Origin of the sequence: Streptomyces sp. NBC_01410, from assembly GCF_045040195.1 — a bacterium.
GTDB lineage: Bacteria > Actinomycetota > Actinomycetes > Streptomycetales > Streptomycetaceae > Streptomyces.
In genome coordinates, this window is sequence record NZ_CP109530.1 from 5,664,788 (window position 1) to 5,688,314 (window position 23,527).

Annotated in this window: 23 protein-coding genes and 2 tRNA genes; 16 read left to right on the top strand and 9 right to left on the bottom strand. The window is 69.5% G+C overall.

All coding sequences use genetic code 11. The annotated features are described in order from the left end of the window. The first annotated feature begins 164 nt into the window (after nucleotides 1-164). The 4 genes from OG741_RS26220 (at nucleotide 165) to OG741_RS26235 (ending at nucleotide 1,664) form a co-directional block, all read left to right on the top strand. Nucleotides 165-488 carry a hypothetical protein gene (locus OG741_RS26220; RefSeq protein WP_405601805.1) on the top strand — a complete coding sequence of 108 codons (324 nt, stop codon included), beginning with the start codon at nucleotides 165-167 and terminating at the stop codon, nucleotides 486-488. A 172-nt stretch (nucleotides 489-660) separates the two neighbouring features. Then, complete coding sequence (locus OG741_RS26225; protein WP_142213804.1) at nucleotides 661-1,029, top strand: WhiB family transcriptional regulator; 369 nt, start codon at nucleotides 661-663, stop codon at nucleotides 1,027-1,029. Further along, nucleotides 1,026-1,349, top strand: a complete 324-nt coding sequence (locus OG741_RS26230; RefSeq protein ID WP_405601807.1) for a hypothetical protein — start codon at nucleotides 1,026-1,028, stop codon at nucleotides 1,347-1,349. Before OG741_RS26225 ends, OG741_RS26230 begins: the two co-directional genes overlap by 4 nt. A gap of 114 nt (nucleotides 1,350-1,463) precedes the next feature. Then, nucleotides 1,464-1,664: a hypothetical protein gene (locus OG741_RS26235; RefSeq protein WP_266487192.1), complete on the top strand. Its 201-nt coding sequence runs from the start codon at nucleotides 1,464-1,466 to the stop codon at nucleotides 1,662-1,664. Between the two features lie 59 nt (nucleotides 1,665-1,723). Here OG741_RS26235 and OG741_RS26240 read toward each other — a convergent pair whose 3' ends face one another. Continuing rightward, complete coding sequence (locus OG741_RS26240) at nucleotides 1,724-3,088, bottom strand: ABC1 kinase family protein (protein ID WP_405601809.1); 1,365 nt, start codon at nucleotides 3,086-3,088, stop codon at nucleotides 1,724-1,726. Nucleotides 3,089-3,153: 65 nt separating this feature from the next. Next, complete coding sequence (locus OG741_RS26245) at nucleotides 3,154-4,299, bottom strand: ThiF family adenylyltransferase (RefSeq protein WP_405605784.1); 1,146 nt, start codon at nucleotides 4,297-4,299, stop codon at nucleotides 3,154-3,156. Nucleotides 4,300-4,509: 210 nt separating this feature from the next. Between OG741_RS26245 and OG741_RS26250 the strand changes: the two genes are divergently transcribed. The 4 genes from OG741_RS26250 to OG741_RS26265 all read left to right on the top strand — a co-directional run bounded on the left by OG741_RS26250 (nucleotide 4,510) and on the right by OG741_RS26265 (nucleotide 8,331). Continuing rightward, entirely contained in the window at nucleotides 4,510-5,112 is a 603-nt protein-coding gene (locus OG741_RS26250; protein ID WP_405601812.1) for a M48 family metallopeptidase, read from the top strand. Nucleotides 5,113-5,220: 108 nt separating this feature from the next. Then, a complete protein-coding gene (locus OG741_RS26255) occupies nucleotides 5,221-6,861 on the top strand; it encodes a TerD family protein (protein ID WP_405601814.1) in 1,641 nt (546 codons plus the stop codon). A 14-nt stretch (nucleotides 6,862-6,875) separates the two neighbouring features. Continuing rightward, complete coding sequence (locus OG741_RS26260; protein WP_266487198.1) at nucleotides 6,876-7,556, top strand: AIM24 family protein; 681 nt, start codon at nucleotides 6,876-6,878, stop codon at nucleotides 7,554-7,556. Nucleotides 7,557-7,575: 19 nt separating this feature from the next. Continuing rightward, nucleotides 7,576-8,331, top strand: coding sequence for an AIM24 family protein (locus OG741_RS26265; RefSeq protein WP_405601818.1), 756 nt, complete (start codon nucleotides 7,576-7,578; stop codon nucleotides 8,329-8,331). Nucleotides 8,332-8,402: 71 nt separating this feature from the next. On the opposite strand, the gene OG741_RS26270 is transcribed toward OG741_RS26265, so the two are convergent. Next, entirely contained in the window at nucleotides 8,403-8,924 is a 522-nt protein-coding gene (locus OG741_RS26270; protein WP_405601820.1) for an NUDIX hydrolase, read from the bottom strand. Continuing rightward, nucleotides 8,921-10,351 (bottom strand): zinc-dependent metalloprotease, encoded by a 1,431-nt coding sequence (locus OG741_RS26275; protein ID WP_405601822.1) that lies wholly within the window; start codon nucleotides 10,349-10,351, stop codon nucleotides 8,921-8,923. The genes OG741_RS26270 and OG741_RS26275 overlap by 4 nt, the downstream gene beginning before the upstream one ends. A 191-nt stretch (nucleotides 10,352-10,542) precedes the next feature. On the opposite strand from OG741_RS26275, the gene OG741_RS26280 reads away from it, so the two are divergent. From OG741_RS26280 to OG741_RS26290, 3 genes are all read left to right on the top strand, one after another. Continuing rightward, a complete protein-coding gene (locus OG741_RS26280; protein ID WP_405601824.1) occupies nucleotides 10,543-11,676 on the top strand; it encodes an SDR family oxidoreductase in 1,134 nt (377 codons plus the stop codon). 79 nt (nucleotides 11,677-11,755) lie between these two features. After that, complete coding sequence (locus OG741_RS26285) at nucleotides 11,756-12,217, top strand: molybdenum cofactor biosynthesis protein MoaE (RefSeq protein ID WP_405601827.1); 462 nt, start codon at nucleotides 11,756-11,758, stop codon at nucleotides 12,215-12,217. A gap of 415 nt (nucleotides 12,218-12,632) precedes the next feature. After that, nucleotides 12,633-13,721: a PDZ domain-containing protein gene (locus OG741_RS26290; protein ID WP_405601828.1), complete on the top strand. Its 1,089-nt coding sequence runs from the start codon at nucleotides 12,633-12,635 to the stop codon at nucleotides 13,719-13,721. A gap of 434 nt (nucleotides 13,722-14,155) precedes the next feature. Here OG741_RS26290 and OG741_RS26295 read toward each other — a convergent pair whose 3' ends face one another. Then, nucleotides 14,156-14,713 carry a PPA1309 family protein gene (locus OG741_RS26295; protein ID WP_405601830.1) on the bottom strand — a complete coding sequence of 186 codons (558 nt, stop codon included), beginning with the start codon at nucleotides 14,711-14,713 and terminating at the stop codon, nucleotides 14,156-14,158. 136 nt (nucleotides 14,714-14,849) lie between these two features. Between OG741_RS26295 and OG741_RS26300 the strand changes: the two genes are divergently transcribed. From OG741_RS26300 to OG741_RS26315, 4 genes are all read left to right on the top strand, one after another. Then, a complete protein-coding gene (locus OG741_RS26300; RefSeq protein ID WP_405605786.1) occupies nucleotides 14,850-17,762 on the top strand; it encodes a UPF0182 family protein in 2,913 nt (970 codons plus the stop codon). Between the two features lie 62 nt (nucleotides 17,763-17,824). Continuing rightward, nucleotides 17,825-17,898, top strand: a tRNA-Met gene (locus OG741_RS26305). Nucleotides 17,899-18,101: 203 nt separating this feature from the next. Beyond that, nucleotides 18,102-20,162, top strand: coding sequence for a sel1 repeat family protein (locus tag OG741_RS26310; RefSeq protein ID WP_405601832.1), 2,061 nt, complete (start codon nucleotides 18,102-18,104; stop codon nucleotides 20,160-20,162). Between the two features lie 67 nt (nucleotides 20,163-20,229). Continuing rightward, nucleotides 20,230-20,303 (top strand) — tRNA-Met (locus OG741_RS26315). Between the two features lie 119 nt (nucleotides 20,304-20,422). Here the strand turns inward: OG741_RS26315 and OG741_RS26320 are convergent. The 3 genes from OG741_RS26320 to hisN all read right to left on the bottom strand — a co-directional run bounded on the left by OG741_RS26320 (nucleotide 20,423) and on the right by hisN (nucleotide 22,336). After that, nucleotides 20,423-20,839 carry a Fur family transcriptional regulator gene (locus tag OG741_RS26320; RefSeq protein ID WP_405601835.1) on the bottom strand — a complete coding sequence of 139 codons (417 nt, stop codon included), beginning with the start codon at nucleotides 20,837-20,839 and terminating at the stop codon, nucleotides 20,423-20,425. A 145-nt stretch (nucleotides 20,840-20,984) separates the two neighbouring features. After that, the gene (locus OG741_RS26325; protein WP_405601838.1) at nucleotides 20,985-21,386 is read right to left on the bottom strand and encodes a cyclic nucleotide-binding/CBS domain-containing protein; all 402 of its coding nucleotides are present in this window, start codon (nucleotides 21,384-21,386) and stop codon (nucleotides 20,985-20,987) included. 149 nt (nucleotides 21,387-21,535) lie between these two features. Next, nucleotides 21,536-22,336 carry a histidinol-phosphatase gene (gene hisN, locus OG741_RS26330; protein ID WP_405601840.1) on the bottom strand — a complete coding sequence of 267 codons (801 nt, stop codon included), beginning with the start codon at nucleotides 22,334-22,336 and terminating at the stop codon, nucleotides 21,536-21,538. A 174-nt stretch (nucleotides 22,337-22,510) separates the two neighbouring features. On the opposite strand from hisN, the gene OG741_RS26335 reads away from it, so the two are divergent. Continuing rightward, nucleotides 22,511-23,176, top strand: coding sequence for a TetR/AcrR family transcriptional regulator (locus OG741_RS26335; RefSeq protein WP_405601841.1), 666 nt, complete (start codon nucleotides 22,511-22,513; stop codon nucleotides 23,174-23,176). Here OG741_RS26335 and OG741_RS26340 read toward each other — a convergent pair. Beyond that, entirely contained in the window at nucleotides 23,142-23,465 is a 324-nt protein-coding gene (locus tag OG741_RS26340; protein WP_328682331.1) for a multidrug efflux SMR transporter, read from the bottom strand. The two genes, OG741_RS26335 and OG741_RS26340, sit on opposite strands and share 35 nt — an antisense overlap. Between the last annotated feature and the right edge of the window lie 62 nt (nucleotides 23,466-23,527).

A 23,527-nucleotide genomic window follows, 5' to 3' on the forward strand; every position in this document is an offset into this window, starting at 1 on the left:
ACAAACTCGTCGAGAAAATAGTTTGCGCGCGCCCCAGCCAGCCCCATAGGTTCTTAACCACGGGAACAGCGACTTCTCTGAAGCCCTGTCCTCGTGCTGTACTTATCCGAATACGCGCGATCGGCCCCGGCCGGTCCTCTAGACGCCGAGAGGAGGCGATTCCAGTGATCAGCACCAAGACCCGCTTCACCAGCACCAAAGTGACCGATCGCTCGGTCGTCTCCGCCTGCACGCTCGGCTTCTCCGCGGCGTTCAACGGCACCGGTCTGTCCGGCTTCTCCGCTGTGCTTCCGGTGTCCGGCCTGGGCGGCCTCCCCGTCCTGGAGCGCAATGAGCGACCGGCCAAGGCACTGGAAGCAGGAGTAGCAGCGGCAGAGGCCAAGGCCTATGCCATTGCGGCGGCCAGTGCCGAAACCCAGAAGCAGACGACGCAGCACCACACGATGTGGGCCTTCCGTGGGCTCGAACCCTGGAGTGATCCAGCCTGATCCAGATCAGGCCGGCGCCTTCAGGGCCGCGGAACCCCACCCGGGATCCGCGGCCCTTCTGTTTTCCCCGAACGGGGACCACAGAGCGAAGGGGCCTCGGGACAAGCAGCACCCGGTACCAGCCGACACCCGGCCAACAGGCCGGAACCGACCAGACGAGGAAGACACCACCGTGCAACTCGAAGCGCACGCCCCGTCCGTACCGCCTTCCGAGACGATCCCCCCGCCCGCCCTCACGGAGGACTCCACCTTGACTCCGCTCACCGCGCTCTCCGCGCTCGACGACGCCATCGAGAACCTCGGCGTACCCGTCCCCTGCCGTGCTTACGACCCGGAGGTCTTCTTCGCCGAGTCCCCGGCCGACGTCGAGTACGCCAAGTCCCTCTGCCGCACCTGCCCGCTGATGGAGGCCTGCCTCGCGGGCGCCAAGGAGCGGCGTGAGCCGTGGGGTGTCTGGGGCGGAGAGCTCTTCGTCCAGGGCGTGGTCGTCGCCCGCAAGCGGCCGCGTGGCCGCCCGCGCAAGAACCCGGTCGCGGCATGACCGTCATCGGAACCATCGACCGCCCCATCACGCACGATCCCCAGAAGCTGGCCCCCATGACCCCTTCCACGAGCGAGCCGTCCGGCTCCGCCACCCCAGACGTCACCACCACCGGCGCGAACGCCTCGCGTCAGAACAGGACCCGTGAGATGCAACTCATCCCAGAAGCCATGGCTCGTGCGCATATGCACGAGCGCCTGCGCGAGGCCGAGGCCGAAAGCCAGGCCGTGCGCCTGGTCGCCGCCCGGCGGATGCAGCGCCGCGCCGAGCGCGCCTCGCTGCGTGCCCGCCGCGCGCTGGCCATGGCCCTCATGCACTGATCGCGCAAGCGCTCCGCCACGTAGGCACTGAACCCGCGGGGCCCGGTCCGAACGGACCGGGCCCCGCGGTGCGTTGTCCCTGCGGCACGTCCGTTACGGGGTTATCGTCACGAGGTGGACCAGCAGCAGACTCCTCACCCTGCGCAGGCGGGTGCCGAGAGCATCGTGTGTTCCCACTGCGGCACGGTCGCCGAGGGACCACCGCCGACCTGGACCTGCTCCGTGGAGAACGGCACCCGTCACTACTTCTGCGACGACTGCGCACGCGCCAACATCAGGGCGATCGAGGGCAGACTCGACTCCGCCTGGTGGTGAACGCCGCCTGACGCGGTGCCGCCGGAGCTACAGATGGCGGTGCGCCCGGCGGCGATCGTTCACGCCCCCGCCTCGACAGCCGCGCCGTCCTCCTCGTCCTCCGGCAGGAAGCCGGGCAGCCACGACTCGAGTTCGTCCCGCAGCCGCACCGCCGCGTTCAGCTGGCACAGCACCCCGATCGTGCTCAGCGTCACCCGGTGTATCAGCAGATACGAGGGCGGCAGATTGAGCTGCTTGCCCAGCTGATGCGCGGGGGAGCGGATATCGGCGATCCGGGCCGCCTGGTTGCGCATCCAGCTGCGGCTGAACGTGAACTCCCCGACCTCGGCGGGCTCGATGATCGGCAGCAGATACTCGAGTACCGCGTCCGGGTCCAGCTCTATCGACTCCTTGACGAAGCCCGCCTCGCGCAGCAGCTCGTAGACCGCCTCGGCCTCGCCCTCCAGCGTCATCCGCAGACAGTCGCCGATGGTCTGCGGCAGCCCGCCGGGCAGCCGGTCCACCGTGCCGAAGTCCAGCACTCCGAGCCGCCAGCCCTTGCCGTCCTCCTCCGGAAGCAGCCGGAAGTTCCCCGGGTGCGGATCGGCGTGCAGCAGTCCCGTGCGCGCCGGGCCGGAGAAGAGGAAACGGGCCAGCAGCTGCCCCGCTCGGTTCCGCTGCTCCTCGGTGCCGTCGGCGATCACCTCGGCCAGCGGGATCCCGTCGATCCACTCCGTCACCAGCACCTGATCGCTCTGGTGCACCACATCCGGCACCACCACATCGGGATCGCCGGCGAACTCGGCGGCGTGCTCCCGCTGTGCCTGCGCCTCCAGCTCGTAGTCCAGCTCCTCCGAGACCCGGTCGCGGAGTTCCGAGATCAGAGGCTTGATGTCCATGCCCGGGATCAGGGGCCCGAGCAGCCGGGCGAAGCGGCTGAGCTGAGTGAGGTCGGACAGCAACGCGTCCCCCGCTCCCGGGTACTGCACCTTCACGGCGACCTCACGCCCGTCGTGCCACACCGCCCGGTGCACCTGGCCGATGGACGCGGCGGCCGACGGCTTGTCCTCGAAGTTCAGGAACAGCTCCCGCCAGTCCTCGCCCAGCCGCTCGGCGAGGACCGCGTGGACCGTACGCGTCGGCATCGGGGGCGCGGCGTCCTGGAGCTTGGTGAGGGCCGCGCGGTAGGGACCCGCGACCTCCTCGGGAAGGGCGGACTCGAAGACGGACATGGCCTGCCCGAACTTCATCGCACCGCCTTTCAGCTCGCCGAGCACCTTGAACAGCTGCTCCGCCGTGCGCTGTTGCAGTTCCCTGGCCACGATCTCCGCGGACTTCCCGCCGATCCGCTTTCCCAGCCCCCAAGTGGCCCGACCGGCGAAGCCCAGTGGCAGCGCGGCCAGCTTGGCGGTCCGGGTGACCGCTTTCCGGGGAAGATCAGACATGTGCCCCTCCAAATCCCAGACAGCCGTGCCGCGTGTGCCTTACGGCATTGCTCCGTTGACGGCCGTTACCCGGCCATTGTCTCGTGCGGCGACCCGAACTCTGAGGTGTGTCCCCTCTCACTCTTCCCTCTCGCTCCGCAGGCACAGTGAAGATGCGGCGTCATTGTCTCCGAGCGCCACTCCAGCAGCGGCAGCGAAACCTCCCAGCGCGCTCCCGTGCTCGCGGGCAGTTCCCCGTCGAGAAGGGACAGCGCGTGCGCCGCCGTCATCCCCGCAACGGCCGTGGCCAGGGCGACATCGCAGGCCGGTAGCGCGCGGCGGCGGCCCGACCGCCACTGTGCGAGCAGCCTCGCCCTGCCCGGATCCCGCTCCACTCCGTCCAGCTCCAGGCAGCTCGCGCACGCCGTGCCGCCGGGCAGCACCAGCGGGCCGACCACACCGGTTGCTTCGACAACTCCCGCATAAATGTGGGGTGTTCCGCCGACGATCCAGTCCGCGGCGTCGGCCGGGTCGGGTGCGTATGCCGCCAGACCGTCCCGTGGGGCCACCACGACCAGAGAGAGACCTGGCTCACCGCAGCCCGATGCCGTCGTGTACTCGGCCGGACGTGGCGGGCGGTCGGGCGCGGTCCGCCGCACCAGCTGCCGGGCCGCCGCCTCCCGCCGCTCACCGATCGCCTCCGCCGGAAGCCCGCCGGGCGCCACGTCCCATGGCTCTGTGCAACCGCCGTCGAGCACTTCGACCCGGCCCACCCCCGAGGCCGACAGCACCGCGGCGACCGTCGCACCCACTCTGCCCGCGCCCCGGACCTGGACGCGCATCGCGCGCCGGGCCGCCAGGCGCCGTATCCCACCGCCCGGTTCCGGATCGACCACGGACAGCGATGCCAGATCGGGGCGCAGCCGGTCGAAGGCGCCCGTCCGTTTTCGTAAGGCCTCTGCCGCGGGTCCGCCGGCCGTCGGATCGTCGAGCAGTCCGGCCGATGTCAACCGCTTCACCAGCGCGTCCACTTGTCCTTCCGGCAGCCCTATCTCCCGGGCCTCCTGACGCAGCAGCGGCAGCCCCCGCGTCCCGTCGAAGAGCTCGAGCAGGGCTCCCGTCGCCGTGTCCACCGGGCCGACCATCACCGCATGCGCGGGCGTTGTCCCGAACTGCACCGTTTGTCGCTCCCGCCATGCCCGCTTCAGGGCAGGCTTCACCATCGGATGCATTTCCACGTCCCCGTTCCCGCTTCCCCGTTGAAGTCTTGTCGGATCTCTCCGCTGATCTGTTGTCAGAATGCACGGCCGCGTCGAGGGATGTGAAAAGTTATCCACAGGCATGGGGTATTAGTCGTTCAAATGGTGCAGCCATGGAGTGGATCAAGCTCGAACCGTCCCGGAGGCGGGACTTCCCCCACTGACAGCGGGTAACGTCGGGGCGTGTCCGTCGACCCGTCCCCTCGCTTCACTGGGGACACCCCACAGCGCAGCACGAAAAGCCGACCGCTCCGCGGATCGGGGACGAGTGCGGTCGAGGTCCGAAGGAGCACCCGGCGCAGCAGAACGGTCTCGGCCTACCGCGAGGGTGACCGCACCATTGTCCTCATTCCTGCCCGGATGTCCGAGGCGGAGGAGCGGCGCTGGGTCACCGTGATGCTGGACAAGCTCGCCGCTCAGGAGAGCAAGCGCATCCTCGGCGACAGTGAACTGGCCGAGCGCGCCGAGCGTTTGTCCGCCCAGTACTTCGACGGTCGCGCAAGACCGACATCCGTGCGATGGGTGACGAACCAGAACACCCGCTGGGGCTCCTGCACCCCGGCGGAGGGCAGTATCCGCCTGTCGCACCGCCTGCAGGGGATGCCCGAGTACGTCGTCGACTATGTGCTCGTCCATGAACTGGCACATCTCCTCGTGCCGGGACACGGACCGCGCTTCTGGCGACTCCTTGAGGCGTATCCGCGCACCGAGCGCGCGCGAGGCTATCTCGAGGGCGTCGTCGCGGCCGACCGTCTGCCGCACCTGCCAGCCGCACGCGGAGAGTGACCGGCGGCCGTCCTGTACCGAATCTGTACCGGCTTGGCTCAATGTCGTACTGAGCCGTTAGCCTGGCGCGACGGATTCACATTTCGGGATGGGGGACGGTCGTTACGCATGGCCAGGGAATTCCAACGCGGCCACAAGGCCAAGATCAGTGATCTCACGCCGGGAACGGATCTGTACGTAGGTGTGCAGATCGCCGCTCCTGGGCTGACCTTCGACATCAGCTGCTTCGGACTCGACGCCAACGAGCAGCTTTCGGACGACCGGTACTTCATCTTCTTCAACCAGCCGAAGTCACCCGAGGAGTCCATCCAGCTGCTTGGCGCGCAGTCCGGTGACACCGAGTCATTCCGCGTCACTCTGGACCGCATTCCGGCGAACATCCACCGGCTCTCCTTCACCGCGACGATCGACGGCGCCGGACAGATGTCGCAGGTCGGCCCCGGGTACATCCGTATCGTCGCGGGTGGCGAGGAGGTCGTCAGGTACGCCTTCACCGGCTCGGAGTTCACCACCGAGCGCGCGGTGATGCTGGGCGACTTCTATCTGAAGGACGTCTGGCGCTTCGCCGCCATCGGCCAGGGTTTCGACGGCGGACTCGACGCACTGCTCAAGAACTTCGGCGGCGAGGTCGCCGAGGAGCAGCCGGCCGCGCAGCAGCCCCAGGGCGCCGCGCCGTCGTTCGCGCCGCCCTCGCAGGCCACCGCGCCTCCGGCGTTCGGCGCACCGGCCGCACCGCAGGCGCCTCAGGCCCCGCAGCCCGCGCCCTCGTTCGGCGCCCCTGCGGCCCCCGCACCTGCCCCGGCCCCTCAGCCGAACCCGCAGATGCATGCCGCGCCCACCATCGCGGCCCCGATGAGCCCGCCCGCGGGCACTGTGCCGCCGCCCGCGCCGGCTCCGTACGGACAGACGCCCCAGCAGCCGCAGTACGGCCAGGTCCCGGGACAGATGCCGGGGCAGGTCCCCGGCCAGGTCCCGCCGGGCGCGCCCTCGCCGTACGGACAGCAGGCGCCGTCCCCGTACGGGCAGCAGCCTCCGGGCATGCCGCAAGGGGTTCCGCAGGGCGTTCCTCAGGGCGTCCCGCAGACGGGAGCCGGTCTCCAGGCCGCCCTCCAGCCGTACCGCGAGACCGCCACCGGCCAGCGCTGGACCCCGCAGAACCAGCAGGTCATGCGGGTCGATCTGACCATGGGGGGCATGCCCGTGCTGGCCCGCCAGGGCAGCATGGTGATGTACCAGGGCAAGGTCGACTTCAGCTACAAGGGCGCCGGTTTCGCCGGCCGCATTGTCGGCAACGCCACCGGCCAGGAGATGCAGCTGATGCGCTGCAGTGGCCGCGGCCAGGTCTTCCTCGCCGAGGACGGCGCGCATCTGCACTCCATCGAGCTGCAGGGCGACGGCATTTGCGTCTCCGCCGAGAACGTCCTCGCCTTCGACGAGTCCCTGCAGCACGAAGTCCGCAGGATCGAGGGCCACGGCATACCCGGCGGCGCGCTGTTCACGATGATGTTCCAGGGCACCGGCACGGTCGTCGTGAAGACCCAGGGCGTCCCCGTGGTCCTCCCGGTCACGCCGACGACCTTCGCCGACTGCAATGCGGTCGTCGCCTGGTCGGCAGCGTCCCAGGTGATCCTCTCCAGCCAGGTCCGGCTTCGCCGCAACGCGTACCCGGGACACAGCGGAGAGACCGTCAACCTCCAGTTCCGGGGCGCTCCCGGCAACTTCATCGTCGTCCAGCCGTACGAGGTCTGAGGGAGCCCGAAGAAATGAACCAGCAACTCGCGGGCTTCGCCCCGACACCGATGGCGGCCCGGATGGAGAACCACGGCCGCGCCATGCTCAAGGTCGCCATGTCCAGCGGCCAGGACCTGTACGCGCGCACCGGCTCGATGGTCGCCTACGAAGGCTTCGTGCAGTACGAGCCGAACCCGCCCGCCGTCCGCCAGATCGCCTCCCAGTGGGTGACCGGCGAGGGCGCGCCCATCATGAAGTGCTCCGGCGACGGACTGCTCTACCTCGCCGACTACGGCGCGGATGTCGTCGTCATCAACCTCAACAACGACTCGCTCTCGGTCAACGGCACCAACCTGCTTGCCTTCGACGCGCATCTCCAGTGGGGCGTCGAGCGGGTCAAGGGCCTGGCCAAGTTCGCTGGCCAAGGCCTGTGGAACGTCGAGGTGGCGGGCACCGGCTGGGTGGCCCTCACGTCGCGCGGCACGCCGATCGTCGTCGACTGCGGCCGCGGCGAGGACGAGACCTATGTCGACCCGGACGCCCTTGTCGCCTGGTCCCCGAACCTGAAGGTGAAGGGCAAGCGCAGCTTCAAGGCTTCCTCGCTGATCGGGCGGGGCAGCGGAGAGGCGTACCAGATGGCCTTCTCGGGCCAGGGCATCGTCGTCGTACAGCCGAGCGAGGACAGTACCGACCGCCTGCGGATCCGGAACTGAGGGGGAGCGAGAACACGCCATGCAGAGTCCGCTTTTCAGCAACACGGAACAGCAGTCCCAGGACCGGTACGTCGTGCAGAACCCGCAGCTCCTGCGGGTCGCGCTCACCGGCCACGACGACGTCCTCGCCCGCAAGGGCGCCATGGTCGCGTACCAGGGTCTTGTCGACTTCGACGGCGAGTACCAGACGAGCAATCAGCGCCGTGCCCGCGCCAACACCGGCGAGGGCCTGGATCTGATGCGCTGCTCCGGGCAGGGCACCGTCTACTTCGCCAACCTCGCGCAGTACGTCCATGTCGTGGACGTCGACCAGGAGGGGATGACGGTCGACAGCGCATACGTCCTGGCGCTCGACTCCACGCTCCACACCGAAGTCATCGCGGTGGACAGCCAGTACGGAATCTCCGGCTCCGGGAAGTACCAGCTCAATATCTCCGGCCGGGGCAAGGTCGCGCTGATGACCTCCGGCCAGCCGCTGATGATGCAGGTGACGCCCGACAAGTACGTCAATGTCGACGCCGATGCGATCGTCGCCTGGTCGTCCGCGCTGCGGGTGCAGATGCAGGCGCAGACGCACTCCTCCGGTGTACGGCGAAGGCGTGGCAACACCGGCGAGGGCTGGGAGCTGAGCTTCCTGGGCCAGGGCTTCGCGCTGGTGCAGCCCAGTGAGGTCATGCCGCCGCAGGGCGCGGAGATCGGACAGGGCCTGCGTGCGCAGTACGGCGTTGGCCAGCACGGCGCCCACGCCCAGAACCAGAACAACGCCTGGAGCTGACGCACAGGGCACAGGTAAGGGGCGGCCTCCCCGGAGGCCGCCCCTTACGCGTCGCTGCGCACCCTGGCTCGCTACAGAGCCGCGCGCGTCATCTCAAGCAGTCGTACGACCGACGTGTCGGCCACCTCCGCCACCTCGTCGTACGCGAACCAGCGCAGATCCAGAGACTCCTCGCTGATCTCCTCGACCGCTCCGGACGGAGCCAGCGCCGCGTACTGCACATCGAGATGCCAGTGACAGGGGGCCGGAATCGGATGCCGGTCAAGCCGTACGGGGCCGCCGGGCAGCAGGGTCAGGCCGCTGATCCCCGACTCCTCCGTGGCCTCGCGCAGCGCGGCGGCCGCCAGCGTCGTGTCGTCCGGCTCACAGTGGCCGCCCATCTGGAGCCACATGCCCAGCTTCTTGTGCAGGGTCAGCAGCACCCGCCCGCGCTCAGGGTCGACGACCAGCGCGCTCGCCGTGACATGCCCCGCCCCGCAGGCCTTCCACATTCCGTCGGGATGCGCCGCGAGATGGTCCAGATAGAGCCGGCGCAGCTCCTCCTGGTCCTCGTAGCTCTTCAGTACGAGGACCGCTTCGTCGTGCAGGCTCACTTGTCCTTGTCGCCCTCGTCGTCGTCCTTGCCGAGGTCCTTGTCGAGACTCGGCTTGCTGCCGCCCGCGGCCTCGCCGAGCATCTTGTCCAGCTCGGAGAAGTCGAGCTGCTCACGGTGGACGAAGCCGTCGGGGTCGTCGAGATCGCTTGCCGTCGGCAGCATGTCCGGGTGCGCCCACAGGCCGTCACGCCCGTCCACGCCCCGTGCGTCGGTGAGCGAAGCCCACAGCCGCGAGGCGTCCCGCAGCCGCCGCGGACGCAGCTGAAGGCCGATCAGCGTCGCGAACGTCTGCTCGGCGGGACCGCCTGATGCCCGCCGCCTGCGCAGCGTCTCTCGCAGGGCGTCCGCGGAGGTCAGACGCGTCGATGCGGCCTCGTGGACCACCGCGTCCACCCAGCCCTCCACGAGCGCGAGCGCGGTCTCCAGACGGGCCAGTGACGCCTTCTGCTCGGGGGTGTCCTCCGGCTGGAACATGCCCTGCTGGAGAGCTTCCTGGAGCTGCTCGGGATTCTGGGGGTCGAACTGGCCGACCACGTCCTCCAGCTTGGACGTGTCGACCTTGATCCCGCGCGCGTACGCCTCGACCGCGCCGAACAGATGCGAGCGCAGCCACGGCACATGCGCGAAGAGCCGCTGGTGGGCGGCCTCGCGCAGCGCGAGATACAGCCGCACCTCCTCCTTCGGCACCCCGAGGTCCTTGCCGAGCGCCTCGACGTTCAGCGGCAGGAGCGCGGCCTTGCCGGCCGGGCCGAGCGGCAGACCGATGTCGGTCGAGCCGACCACTTCGCCCGCCAGCACGCCCACGGCCTGCCCGATCTGCTGGCCGAACATCGCGCCGCCCATGGAGCGCATCATGCCGATCAGCGGGCCTGCCATGGCCTGCATCTCCTCGGGCAGCACATCGCCCATGGCCAGGCCGACGCGCTCGGCGACCGGGTCGACGAGCTGCTGCCACGCAGGGAGGGTCGCCTCGACCCACTCGGCGCGGCTCCACGCCACGGCGGAGCTGGCGCCTGAGGGAAGCGAGGTCGCTCCGTCCAGCCACAGGTCGGCGAGGCGCACGGCCTCCTCGACCGCGGTGCGCTCGGCCGGGCCGACGCTCTGGTCCTTGGTGCCGTCCGGCGTGCCCTGGGAGACCGTCTGGCGCGCGATCTGCTTGGCCATGTCCCAGTTCACGGGACCGCCCTCATAGCTCAGCATCTGGCCGAGCTGCTGGAAGGCCGCACCCAGGTCGTTCGGGTTCAGGGAGCCGAACATCGCGGCGAACGGATTGTCCGCGCCGTCGCCAAAGCCGAAACCGAAAGGATTGGCAGGCGAAGGCCCGCCGGAGCCCTGGCCACCTCCGGCGGGATCCTTCTTCTTGCCCTCGTCGCCGTTCTCCGGCTCCTCCGGCGGAAGGCCGAATCCGAATGGGGTGTCACTCACGGGTTTCCTCGGCTCGTAGGGCCGCCGGCTTCCTGCCGGCGGCGGCTGCCCGACTACACACCCAGCGTAGACATGCGGGTCGCATATGGGCTCAGTGCTCCGCCGACCTTTGGCCTGCGGCAGGATGGACGCCACCTGGTACGTACGCGTTCATTCGCTCACGTACTGAAGACAACCGCTGGAGACGCCTGGTGAGTTCCCCAGATCCGCAGGTTCGCGCAGCGCGAAACCACTCAACCCAGACCTCGGCCCCGGGCCGCGGGTCGGCCGGCCGTGGCCCCGTGGTCGCGATCACCGGTGCCGCCACGGGCGTCGGTGACCTGCTCACCCGGCGCCTCACCGGGTCCGACGAGATCAAGCAGGTCATCGCGATCGACGAGCGCCGGGGCGAGGTCTCGGAGGCGCAGTGGCACATCCTCGACGTACGTGACCCGGCCATCGCCGAGAAGCTGCGGGGCGCGGACGTTGTCGTGCACCTGGCGCTCGACCTCGACCTGGAGACCGACCCGGCCGCCCGCTCGGCATACAACGTGCGCGGTACACAGACGGTGCTGACCGCCGCCGCGGCGGCGGGCGTCCACCGGGTCGTCCTGTGCACCTCGGCAATGGTCTACGGGGCGCTGCCCGAGAACGACATCCCCCTCTCGGAGGACGCGGAGCTTCGCGCCACCGCCGAAGCCACGGGCGTCGGCGACCTGCTGGAGATCGAACGCCTGGGCCGCCGTGCCCCGCGCGCCCACCCCGGTCTGAACGTCACGGTGGTAAGGCCCGCTGTCCTGGTGGGCGGTACGGACACCGCGCTGACCCGCTACTTCGAGTCGCCGCGCCTCCTTGTGGTCGCCGGATCTCGTCCCACCTGGCAGTTCTGCCATGTCGAGGACCTGGTGACCGCCCTGGAGTACGCCGCGTTGGAGAAGGTCGACGGCGAGCTCGCGGTCGGCTGCGACGGCTGGCTCGAACAGGAGGAGGTCGAGGAGCTCAGCGGCATCCGCAGGATGGAGCTGCCCTCGGCGGTCGCCCTGGGCGCTGCGGCTCGGCTCCACCGGATCGGCCTCACCCCGTCTCCGGCCGGGGATCTGGCGTACACGATGCACCCCTGGGTGGTCAGTGTGAGCCGGCTCCACGATGCGGGCTGGCGTCCTCAGTGGACCAACGAGGAAGTCCTGGCTGCGCTGCTGGAGGAGGTAGAGGGCCGCCACACGGTCGCGGGCCGCCGCCTCGGCCGCAAGGACGCGACCGCGGCCGGCGCCGCGGGCGCGACGGTGGCGCTGCTCGGTACGGCCGCGCTGGTGCGGCGTGCGCGCAAGGCCAGGCGCCGTATGTAGGAGGCTCCAAGGTGGTAACGCCGCGGCCGGTCGAATGGGCTATTTCGCGATGTCAGTGGCGTACGGCACGATGGACGGCATGGCAAGCACGTACGACCACCCCGGTGAACAGGCGGCCCAGGACCCCATCCGTCTGCTCGCGATCCGCGACACCCCGCTCTCCGTCGACGAGGTCTTCGCGGCCGTCGGCGACGACGCGGCGGGTGGCATCGCGCTGTTCGTCGGCACCGTGCGCAATCACGACGGCGGCGCGGATGTGGACACGCTGGGGTACTCCTGCCATCCCACGGCAGAGGCCGAGATGCGCCGTGTCGCCGAGAAGGTGACGGCGGAGTTTCCCGTACGGGCGCTTGCCGCGGTCCATCGTGTGGGTGACCTGGTGGTCGGCGATCTGGCGGTCGTCGTCGCTGTGTCGTGCCCGCACCGGGGGGAGGCCTTCGAGGCCTGCCGGAAGCTGATCGACGACCTCAAGCACGAAGTGCCGATCTGGAAGCACCAGAAGTTCTCCGACGGCACGGAGGAGTGGGTCGGCGCCTGCTGAGGCACGATCGGATGAAACCCGGAGAGTCACCAAGCGCCTGATTTGCGTAACCACCCCCCTGCCACGAGTGTTGAACTCGCAGACACTAATCTGCTGATCACTCAGTTGCGTACGTTCATGGGGTAAGGGGGTCGCGATGGCAGCACTCGCTTGGCTGCTGATTCCGTTTTTCGCTGCCGTGGGTGCTGCGATATGGGGAAGCTGGGCTTCACGTAACCGGACGTCGGGGGATGTTGCCGAGCTTGCGGGATATGCGCGGTTCCGCGATGCGATGGAGAGAGCAGGCTCCGGTACCGACGCCGCCTGACGCCGCGTGACCGGGGGACCCGGCCGCTGACCGTACGCAGTTGCCAAGTTGCCACGTACGGACTGGCCCCGGCGGTGCACTGACAGGCCCGTCCCGTACTGTCGTTCCATGCCACGCCGCACCGCGACGATGCTCGCTTCCACCCTGATTTTCATCGCGCTGCTCTGCGCCGGGGTGTTCATTACAGTGCCGTATTCGGAGATGTCGCCCGGGCCGACGGTCAACACGCTCGGGGCGGCCGGTGGCGAGCCGGTCCTGCAGATCTCCGGCCGCAAGACGTACCCGACGAGTGGCCACCTCAATATGACGACGGTCAGGGTCACCGGCGCGGACTACAAGATGAACCTCGTCGAGGCGGTGTACGGCTGGCTGGCCCACGACAACGTGGTGGTGCCGCACGACACGCTCTACCCGGACGGGAAGACCGAGGAGCAGTCGACGCAGGAGAACGCCGAGGAGTTCTCCCAGTCGCAGGAGAGCGCCAAGGTCGCGGCGCTACAGCAGCTGAAGATTCCGGTGAAGTCGCGGGTCGTGGTTTCCACGGTCCTCAAGAACACGCCTTCGGAGAACCGGCTGCACGCGGGGGATGTGATCCGCGCGGTGGACGGTACGGCGGTGAAGGAGCCGGGCGACGTCGCGAAGCTGGTCGTGAAGCACAAGCCCGGCCAAGACGTGGTCTTCACGATCGTGCCCGCGAAGGAGGCAGCCGCGGCGGAGAAGGCGGGCAAGGAGCCGGACACCACGGAGAAGGTCACGATCACCACGGTCAAGGCGGACAAGGGCGACCGGGCGATCGTCGGCATCCAGGCTGGTACCGACCACACGTTTCCGTTCAGCATCGACATCAACCTGGCGGATGTCGGCGGGCCCAGTGCGGGGCTGATGTTCGCCCTCGGGATCGTCGACAAGCTGACGCCGGCGGACCTGACGGGCGGGAAGTTCGTGGCGGGCACCGGGACGATCGACGACAAGGGGAAGGTCGGTCCGATCGGGGGGATCGAGATGAAGCTGGTGGGGGCGCGGAACGCGGGGGCGCAGTATTTCCTGACGCCGAGCGACAACTGTGCGGCGGCGGTGTCGGACATTCCGGACGGGCTGACGCTGGTGAAGGTCAACACGATCGCCGATGCGACGAAGTCGCTGGAGAAGATTCGGTCGGGGGACACGGCGGGGTTGGTGGGCTGCGCGGCGGGCTGAGCGGGGGGTTTGCTCCCCAGGCCCGCCCTCCCCCAGAGCTTCGCCTGGGAGGTACCCCCATCCCGAAACTGGGGGGTGCCCCCAGGTCCCCGGAGTGGTGCCGCCGGGGGCTGCGCCCCGGATCCTGATCGCGGCGGGTTCGCGCCGCGGCTGTGCCAGCTGATGCTGGGGCTGTCACGGGACTGCGCCACGGTGCATGAGCCCGCGGTCGGCCCTGTGCTTCGGTCGCTTCGCGCGACAGCTGGGCTTGTGGCCCCTGGCGAGCTGGGCGGCGGGCTCCCCGGAACCGGGGGGTGCCCCCACAGGCCCCCGGGGGCTGATGCCGGGCCTTGCCGGACTGCGCCTCGGTCCTTATGAGTCCGCGCCCGTGGTGCAAGCAGCAGACACCGCCGTATCCGGGCCACGGGCCCGGTACGGCGGTGTTGCAGAGCTGATTACGCCTCGAACGTCGCCGCGAGTGCCTCCGCCAGGCCCGGGACCAGGGCGGAGCCCGTCAGGACCTCCTTCGGGGAGTCCTTCTCGCGCAGGCGCAGCGCCGATTCGCGGGTGCCGTCGCGGAGGACCCCGACCGTCATGCGGACCTCCTGGCGGTCGGGATGGGACGAGACCCACTTGGTGAGAGCCTTGTCGTCGAGGCCGGCCGGGACCGAGGACTCTGCCGAGGGCGGGAGCATCTGGCGCTCCACCGTCAGCGCGCAGCCCGCCACCGCGTCCGGCCAGGCGATCGTTGCGAGGAATTCGTCCAGCGGGGTGCCGGCCGGGATCTCGTCCTGCTCGATCGGGGTGAGCGGCGCGGCCGCTTCGTCGGCGTCGAGGCCGAGCTGGGCCGCGAGGCCCGGTTCGTGGGAGCGCAGATGTGCGGTGTCGACGAGCGCGAAGAGCCTGGCCGGCTGGTCCCAGCCGAGGCCGGACGCGTACTCGTCGATTTCGAGCACGGCGCGTGTCAGCGGGCTGGCGGCCATCGGGGGGCCGGAGGGGGAAACGTTGGGCATGGCCAATATCCTGCCTCCTTCCGGCCCCAAGACGGGAACTAGGTAAAGCCTCAGTAAGTTGCAGTAGTGGGCTCTACGATCGCGGGGCCCGTTTCACACGACCGCGAACTTCGAGGTGCGCACGTTGGCTTTCCAGATGCCGGACCGCGGCGGAGGCCCGACAGGGCCACGGATCAGAGTGGGCCGGCCGTCCCGGCGGGTCCGCACCCTGCTCATGACGCTGGGCGTCCTGGCCGTTCTGGCCATGGCGTTCGTCATGTTCGCCGGGTTCTGGACCGACTGGCTCTGGTACCGATCGGTGCACTACTCCTCCGTCTTCACCACCACCCTGTGGACAAAGGTCGGACTGTTCGCCGTCTTCGGGCTGCTGATGGCCGCGGCCGTCGGCGTCAACATCTGGCTCGCTCACCGGCTGCGCCCGCCGTTGAGCGCGATGTCGCTGGAGCAGCAGAGCCTCGACCGGTACCGGATGGGCATCGCGCCGTACAAGAAGTGGGTGCTCCTCGGGATCACCGCTCTCGTCGGGCTGATCTCCGGAGCCTCCGCCACCGGTCAGTGGCGCACCTGGCTGATGTGGGTCAATGGCGTGTCCTTCGGCCAGAAGGACCCGCAGTTCCACATGGACGTGTCGTTCTACGCGTTCGATCTGCCCTGGTACCGGTTCCTCCTCGGCTTCGGCTTCGCGGCCGCCGTGCTCTCGCTGATCGCCGCCGCGCTGACGCACTACCTTTACGGCGGGCTGCGCATCACGAGCCCCGGCGCGCGGGCGACCGGTGCGGCGACCGGGCATCTCTCGGTGCTGCTGGGCGTCTTCGTCTCGCTCAAGGCCGTGGCGTACTGGCTCGACCGGTACGGCCTCGCGGTGAAGTCCAGCGACTTCAAGGCCACTGGCAACTGGACGGGCCTGCGGTACGTCGACGCCAACGCCTACCTGCCGGCGAAGACGATCCTGTTCTGCATCGCCGTCATCTGCGCTCTGCTGTTCTTCGCGACGCTGTGGCGCCGCACCTGGCAGCTCCCGGTGATCGGCTTCGGGCTGATGGTCCTGTCCGCGATCCTCATCGGCGGCCTCTACCCGGCCATCGTGCAGAAGTTCCAGGTCCAGCCGAACGAGCAGGCCAAGGAAAGCCCGTACATCAAGAAGAACATCGAGGCCACGCGTCACGCGTACGGCATCGACAAGGCCAACCCCGAGGACTACTCCGGCAAGGGTGACCCCAAGCGGAAGGCCCAGCAGCGCGCTGCCGCCCCTTCGGCGGCGAGTTACCGACTTGTCGACTCGAACGTGGTCTCGCCCGCCTTCCAGCAGCTCCAACAAGAGCGCAAGTACTACCAGTTCCCCGCGACCCTCGACGTGGACCGCTACACCGGCCCCGACGCCAAGCCGCAGGACACGGTCATCGGTCTGCGCGAGCTCAACATCAAGGGCATCCAGAAGCGCAACTGGATCAACGACCACTTCACCTACACCCATGGCTACGGCGCGATCGCGGCCAAGGGCACGAACACCATCACGGACCCGGACAAGGGCACCGTCGGCTCGCCCGACTTCACCGAGGCCGGAATGCCCACCGGCGGTCAGCTCGGCAAGTACGAGCAGCGGATCTACTACGGCGAGAAGACGGAGCAGTACTCCATCGTCGGCGGCCCGCAGAAGGAGCTCGACTACGAGGCGAGCGTCGGGCCCACCAAGTACACGAGCTACAAGGGCAAGAGCGGGGTCAACCTCTCCAACCCGCTCAACCGCGCGGCGTACGCAGTCGCCTTCAGCGAGCCGCAGATCCTGTACTCGGGAGCCGTCGGTGAGGGCTCGCGGATTCTGTACAACCGCACGCCCAAGGAGCGCGTCGAGGCGGTCGCCCCCTGGCTGACCATCGACGGCGACGCCTATCCGGCGGTCGTCGACGGCCGCATCCAGTGGATCGTCGACGCGTACACCACGACCAACGGCTACCCCTACGCCTCGCGTACGACGCTGGGCGAGACCACTGCCGACTCGCTGACCACCAACCAGCGCGCGGTCGTCGCCCAGCAGAACCAGGTCAACTACATCCGCAACTCGGTGAAGGCGACCGTCGACGCGTACGACGGCACGGTCAACCTGTACCAGTGGGACACCCAGGACCCGGTGCTCAAGACCTGGATGAAGGCGTTCCCGGGCACGGTGAAGGCGAAGGACGAGATCTCGCCCTCGCTCAAGGCCCATCTGCGGTACCCGCAGGACATGTTCAAGGTGCAGCGCGAGCTGCTCACCCGGTACCACGTCACCGAGCCCGAGCAGTTCTACAGCGGCTCGGACGCCTGGCAGGTGCCGGACGACCCGACGAACAAGGACACCAGCGCCGTCCCGCCGTACTACCTGAGCCTGAAGATGCCCGGCGACCAGACGCAGAAGTTCTCGCTGACGACGACGTTCACGCCGGCCGGGCGCCCCAACCTGGGTGCCTTCATGGCGGTCGACGCCGATGCCAACAGCGACAAGTACGGCACGATAAGGCTGTTGAGAGTCACCGAGACCGTGCAAGGTCCACAACAGGTGCAGAGTGAGCTCAACGGCAATGACGACGTTGCCGAGTTCGTGAGAAACCTCAGAGGCACCGACTCGGACATCGAGTACGGCAACCTGCTCACGGTGCCGCTCGACGGCGGCTTCCTCTACATCGAGCCGGTGTACGCACGCGGCGGCAGCGCGAACTACCCGCTGCTGAAGAAGGTGGCCGCCGCCTACGGCGGAGGCAAGCCGGTCTTCAAGGACAGCCTCTCCGAAGCACTTGACGCGGCCTTCGGGCAGGTCGGCACCGAGCAGCCACCGCCGACGACGACACCGCCACCGGGCACCAAGCCACCGGCGACCGGTGACGCGGCGACGAAGGCAGCCATCGCGGATGCCCTGAAGGCGCATCAGGACGCCGAGGCGGCGCTGTCGAAGGATCCGAAGGACTGGGAGGCGTACGGCAAGGCCCAGGAGGCTCTTGACGACGCGCTGCGCAGGCTCTCCGAGGCGCAGTCCAAGCCCAGCCCGACGGCCACCCCGTCCAAGGGCGGCTGACCGTGGCTGAAGGCGTCTGAGCAGGCACCATCCCGCGCCGTGGTACGGTTGCAACACAACGGCGCGGGGTGGAGCAGCTCGGTAGCTCGCTGGGCTCATAACCCAGAGGTCGCAGGTTCAAATCCTGTCCCCGCTACTGAAAATGAAGAGGGCCCGGATCCTTTGAGGATCCGGGCCCTCTTCGTGCGTATGTGCTGCCGGTGAGAACTGTGTGCCGCGTGGCGCGAGTTGGGGTTCGGCGTGTTTGACTTATCTCTCTGTGGGCATGTCGACAAAACGCTGAAGTGACCTCACTGGCTGCGGTATACCAGGTGTACGCGGGTTGCGGGTGGTGCGACGATGGAATTTATGGGGGACAGGGCAACTCTGTTGGAGACAGGGCGGTTTGTGCAGCGGCATGCCGGAGACGTGGCGGATGCGACCAGTTCTGCCGTAGCCGCTGACAACGTTGACGGCGCCGGCGGTGGTGGAAGTGCCGACTCGGTGGAGACCGCCGGGGCCGAGGCACGGCACCGGCGCGCGGCCGAAAGCGGCGACACCGCGTCGATGAGCGTGCTCGGCGCGCTGCTGCTGCGCGGTGGCGACCTCGACGGCGCCGAGCCGTACCTGCGTGCCGCGACCGCCGAGGGCGACCGCGCCGCGGCCAACAACCTGGGTGTCCTGCTCCACCAGCGCGGGTACGCCGACGAGGCGGCCGGATGGTGGCGTATCGCCGCCGTCGCCGGTTCCGCGGCCGCGGCCCATGCGCTGGGGCGCCACTTCCGCGAGCGCGGCGACGAGCCGGCTGCGGAGTACTGGCTGCGCCAGTCCGCCGAGCAGGGGCATGCGCTGGGGGCGTACGCCCTCGCCGACCTGCTGGAGCACCGCAGCGACGTGGGCGCGGAGCGCTGGCTGCGCGCAGCGGCCGAGCAGGGACACCGTGAGGCGGCCTACCGGCTTGCCCGCGCGCTGGAGCGCCGGGCGGCGGAAGAGGCACGCGCTGGAGGGGACGTGGGCCTGGTTCTGGGGCGCACGGAGAACGCGGCGCGCGTGCAGGCGCAGGGTCGTGCGGGCGGCGGGGACGCGGTCCTGGCTGCCGGCGCGGTTTCGGGTACGTCGGGTGCCGGCGGCGGCGCGATCGGTCTCGCTGCGGGTGCCCCGGCATCCGCTGTTCCCGCGCCCGTCGCCGGGGGCGAGGGCGGCGAGCTCTCCGTACTCGACGAGGCCGCTCAGTGGTACCAGCAGGCCGCCGCCCGTGGGCACCGGCGGGCCGCGCTGCACCTCGGCGCGATCCTGGAGAAGCGAGGCGAGCTCAAGGAGGCCGGTCGCTGGTACCTCACCTCCGCCAAGGACGGTGAGGCCCGCGCCGCCTGCGCGCTCGGATTCCTGCTGCGTGATGCCGGTGACGAGGAGAGCGCCGCCGTCTGGTGGCTGCGCGCCGCGCAGGACGGTGACGGCAATGCCGCCAACGCCCTCGGCGCGCTGCACGCCGCCCGCGGTGAGCAGCAGACCGCCGAGCGCTGGTACCGCGCCGCCATGGACGCGGGTGACGTCAACGGCGCGTACAACCTGGGGCTGCTCTGCGCTGCCCAGGACCGTACGCCGCAGGCCGAGCAGTGGTACCGCCGCGCCGCCTACGCGGGGCACCGCGAGGCCGCCAACGCGCTAGCCGTACTGCTGCTGCAGGCCGGGGACGCGACCGGCGCCGAGCCCTGGTTCTCCAAGGCCGCCGAGGCGGGAAGCGTCGACGCCGCCTTCAACCTGGGCATCCTCTACGTCGGCCGGGACGACGACCGTACGGCCCTGTCCTGGTACGAGCGGGCAGCGGCCGCCGGGCACACCGAGGCCGCCCTCCAGGTCGGTATCGCGCTGCTCAGGGACGGCGACGAGCAGGCCGCCGAGCGGCATCTGCGCTGCGCGGCGGGCGGCGGCAGCGCCGAGGCCGCGTTCCGGCTCGCCACCGTGCTCGACTCCCGCCAGCCGCCGCCGGGCCCGCCCGCGCTCGGCGAGCCGATGGCGGAGAAGAGCGAGTGCGAGGAGTGGTACGAGCGTGCCGCCGAGCAGGGGCACCGTCGTGCCCAGGTACGGGTGGGAATGCTCGCCGCGACTCGCGGAGACATGGCGGATGCCGCACGCTGGTACCGGGAGGCCGCCGAGGCGGGCAGCCGCAACGGCGCCTTCAACCTCGGGCTGCTCCTGGCCCGCGAGGGCAATGAGCGCGAGGCGGCCCTGTGGTGGGCCCGTGCGGCCCGCGCGGGGCACGGCCGGGCAGCGCTGCGCCTGGCCCTCCTCGCGGCCCGCAGGGGCGAGCTGACCGAGGGGCAGCGGTGGTGCGCACGTGCCGTCGAACTGGGTCCCGCCGAGGTGGCGGAGCGTGCGGCACGGCTGCGCGACGCGCTCCACCAGGAGCTCACGGCGTAGCGGCGGATGTAGAGACGAATATCGATTTGCGCTGGTCGGCGGGGTGACGTAGTGTTGCATTCATCGACGCGGGGTGGAGCAGCTCGGTAGCTCGCTGGGCTCATAACCCAGAGGTCGCAGGTTCAAATCCTGTCCCCGCTACTGAAGACGAAGGCCCGGATCCATCAGGATCCGGGCCTTCGTCGTGTGCCGAAAAAATGCCGGAAGGGTAAGCGAAAGCCCGGCACCTCTTGGTGCCGGGCTTTCGGGAAACCTGAGCGTCAGGCCGACGCACAGTTCGGGCACGTACCCCGGTACGTCACCTCGACGTCCGAGATCGTGAAGCCGAAGCGCTCCGAGTCCGGGAGGTCCGCCAGCGGGTTGCCCGCGGGGTGGACGTCACGGATCGCGCCGCACTGGGCGCAGACCAGGTGCTGGTGCGGGCGGTGCGCGTTCGGGTCGTACCGCTTGGCGCGGCGGTCCGTCGAGACCTCGAGGATCTCGCCGAGGTTGACCAGCTCGCCCAGGGTGTTGTACACCGTCGCCCGGGAGATCTCGGGCAGCCTCGTCACGGCGCGCGCATGTACCTCGTCGGCCGTCAGGTGGACATGGTCGCCGTCGAGGACCTCGGCCACGACACGCCGCTGCGCCGTCATGCGCCAGCCACGTCCGCGAAGTCGTCCCAACAGGTCACTCATAAGGACCAGCCTAGCAGTGGCACGTCCCAGTTCCCGAACGGGTGTGACTTTGGACACTTGCTTGATCTGGATGAAGTCCAAACAAGCGCCCGCCCAAACCGCCTGACGAGGGCCGGATCCCCACCCGGGGATCCGGCCACCCGGCCTATCCGGCGAGCGTTGCCGGGTGGCGCCGTGCCGGTGCCCAGCAGCGGATGATGTCGCGTACGGAGACGATGCCGACGGGTCCGTCGTTGTCGAGCACGATCAGATGCCGGAAGCCGCCGTGTGTCATGGCCTCCGCGGCCTCCTCCAGGGTCCATGACGGCGCGGCGAAGACGACGTCGGTGGTGGTGTGGGTGCCGGCGAGCTCCAGGTCGGGGTTCTGCCCCGCACCCACCGAGTTCAGGATGTCGCGCTCGGTCAGAATGCCGAGACCGCCCGCGTCGCTGTCGAGGACGACGGAGGCGCCGACGCGGCGCGCGGCCATCAGGCGGGCCGCCTGGCGGAGTGTGTGTGCGGGTCCGATGGTGAGGACCACCGTGCTCATGGCGTCACGGACGAGCATGAATGGAGCCACCTCCTTGGTGGATCGGTTGTTCGGGAACCGATTCACAAGTTCACAAGTGGGGGGACTCTCAGAGTCGCAGCCCTGGGACGGGGCAGCAAGGGGGCACGCACGGGCGGAAAAGGGTGTATACGCCCGCCAGTTGACTGTCAGTAGCGCTGGTTGAGATATCCCAGCAGCTCTTCGTGGAGCAGACCGTTGGACGCGGCGGCGTTGCCGCTGTGCGGACCAGGGCGTCCGTCCAGACCGCTGAAGGATCCGCCCGCCTCTTGGACGACGATCGCTGTGGCCGCCATGTCCCAGAGTGACAGTTCCGGCTCGGCACAAATGTCCACCGAACCCTCGGCGACCATCATGTAGGGCCAGAAGTCGCCATAGCCGCGTGTGCGCCAGCAGGCCCGGGTCAGATCGAGGAAGCCGTCGAGCCGCCCCTGCTCCTCCCAGCCGCTCAGTGAGGAGTACGCGAACGAGGCGTCCCGGATCCGGCCGACCTTGGAGACCCGCAGCCGGCTCGCCGAGCTCAGACTGCGCCCGGTGTACGCGCCGCCGCCCTGCGCCGCCCACCAGCGGCGGCCGAGCGCCGGGGCCGACACCACGCCCACGACGGGCTGGTAGCCGCCCTCGCCCTGCACCATCAGCGAGATCAGCGTCGCCCAGACCGGCACTCCGCGCACATAGTTCTTGGTGCCGTCGATCGGGTCGATCACCCAGCGCCTCGGGCCCGTGCCCTCGATGCCGTACTCCTCGCCGAGGATCGCGTCACGCGGCCGCGCCCGCTGGAGCTGTCCGCGGATCAGCTCCTCCGCCGCCTTGTCGGCCTCGCTCACCGGCGTCATGTCCGGCTTGGTCTCGACCTTCAGGTCCAGAGCCTTGAACCGGTCCATCGTGGCGGCGTCGGCGGCGTCCGCGAGGACGTGGGCAAGACGCAGATCGTCGTGGTAGTCGGGCATGGTCGTCACTCTATCCGGGCGCAAGTGGGCGGTCCTGGGGCCCTGTCCCGCCCGGCTTCCGGGCCCTGTCCGGCAGGGCTCTTGACAGTGGATGGCCGCGCGTCAACTCTGAGCGCAGTGCCGCACGGCCCAAGAGGCGCACGGCCGCAGAGCCGTACGGCCGGGGAGGCGACGATGCCTACAGCGCGCGAGTCCTTGCTGAACGCCGCTCTCGCGGCGCTCGCCGATCTGCCCTGGTCGGGGGTGCGGATGGTCGATGTCGCCTCCGCCGCCGGGGTCTCGCGGCAGACCCTCTACAACGAGTTCGGCAGCAAGGACGGTCTCGCCCGCGCCATGGTGCGGCGCGAGGCCGACGCATATCTCCATGGCGTGGAGCGGCTGCTGGCCGAGCGGACCGGGGCCGCGGACCGGCTGGTCTCGGTCGCCGAGTGGACCGTCGCCGAGGCGCGCGCGAGGCCGCTGCTGCGGGCCCTGCTCACCGCCTGCTGGGGTGAGCGGCTGCCCGCGCCGAGGCCGGCCCGGCGCGGTGCGGTGCTGTCCGGGGTGCCCGCCCAGCGGCGCGCCGACGCGGGGCCGCCGTCCCCGTCGGAGCTGGTCGCGGCGGTACGGGACCGCTCGGTGGCCGCGCTGGAACAAGGGCTGTCCGAGGGGCGTACGAAGGAGGAGCCGGCCGATGTGGCGCGTCGCTGCGAGCTGGCGGCGCGGCTCGCGCTCGCCCATGTGGTCGCGCCCGTCGGCGAAGGGGTCGGGCAGCTGGTGCGCACGGCCGTGGGCGGGGCCGTCGGCGAGTGGGTCAGTGAGGCCGTCAGTGCGACGAGCCCGACAGCTGGAGACCGATGACGCCGACGATCACCAGCGAGATCGAGACGATCTTGAGGGTGGACACCAGGTCGCCGAGGAAGATCATTCCGTAGATCGCGGTGCCCGCCGCGCCGATGCCCGTCCACACCGCGTACGCGGGACCGACGTCGAGCTTCCTCAGGGCGAGCGTCAGCAGACCGAAGCTTCCCAGCGCGAAGGCGGCGAACGCGATGGTCGGCCACAGCCTGGTGAAGCCGTGCGAGAGTTTGAGGCAGACCGCGAACCCCGTCTCCAGGATTCCGGCGACCACTACCAGCAGCCACGCCATGGTCTGTGCCTCCCGCATCAGTCGGTGACTGCTTCGTCGGACTTGGTGCGATTATGCACTTA

Coding starts and splice junctions, on each gene's coding strand:
- OG741_RS26255 (WP_405601814.1), top strand. CDS start 5,221: ATGGCCAGGGAATTCCAACGCGGCCACAAGGCCAAGATCAGTGATCTC.
- OG741_RS26295 (WP_405601830.1), bottom strand. CDS start 14,713: ATGCCCAACGTTTCCCCCTCCGGCCCCCCGATGGCCGCCAGCCCGCTG.
- OG741_RS26265 (WP_405601818.1), top strand. CDS start 7,576: ATGCAGAGTCCGCTTTTCAGCAACACGGAACAGCAGTCCCAGGACCGG.
- OG741_RS26340 (WP_328682331.1), bottom strand. CDS start 23,465: ATGGCGTGGCTGCTGGTAGTGGTCGCCGGAATCCTGGAGACGGGGTTC.
- OG741_RS26240 (WP_405601809.1), bottom strand. CDS start 3,088: ATGTCTGATCTTCCCCGGAAAGCGGTCACCCGGACCGCCAAGCTGGCC.
- hisN (WP_405601840.1), bottom strand. CDS start 22,336: ATGCCCGACTACCACGACGATCTGCGTCTTGCCCACGTCCTCGCGGAC.
- OG741_RS26300 (WP_405605786.1), top strand. CDS start 14,850: ATGCCGGACCGCGGCGGAGGCCCGACAGGGCCACGGATCAGAGTGGGC.
- OG741_RS26320 (WP_405601835.1), bottom strand. CDS start 20,839: ATGAGTGACCTGTTGGGACGACTTCGCGGACGTGGCTGGCGCATGACG.
- OG741_RS26325 (WP_405601838.1), bottom strand. CDS start 21,386: ATGCTCGTCCGTGACGCCATGAGCACGGTGGTCCTCACCATCGGACCC.
- OG741_RS26260 (WP_266487198.1), top strand. CDS start 6,876: ATGAACCAGCAACTCGCGGGCTTCGCCCCGACACCGATGGCGGCCCGG.
- OG741_RS26290 (WP_405601828.1), top strand. CDS start 12,633: ATGCCACGCCGCACCGCGACGATGCTCGCTTCCACCCTGATTTTCATC.
- OG741_RS26285 (WP_405601827.1), top strand. CDS start 11,756: ATGGCAAGCACGTACGACCACCCCGGTGAACAGGCGGCCCAGGACCCC.
- OG741_RS26310 (WP_405601832.1), top strand. CDS start 18,102: ATGGAATTTATGGGGGACAGGGCAACTCTGTTGGAGACAGGGCGGTTT.
- OG741_RS26230 (WP_405601807.1), top strand. CDS start 1,026: ATGACCGTCATCGGAACCATCGACCGCCCCATCACGCACGATCCCCAG.
- OG741_RS26245 (WP_405605784.1), bottom strand. CDS start 4,299: ATGCATCCGATGGTGAAGCCTGCCCTGAAGCGGGCATGGCGGGAGCGA.
- OG741_RS26335 (WP_405601841.1), top strand. CDS start 22,511: ATGCCTACAGCGCGCGAGTCCTTGCTGAACGCCGCTCTCGCGGCGCTC.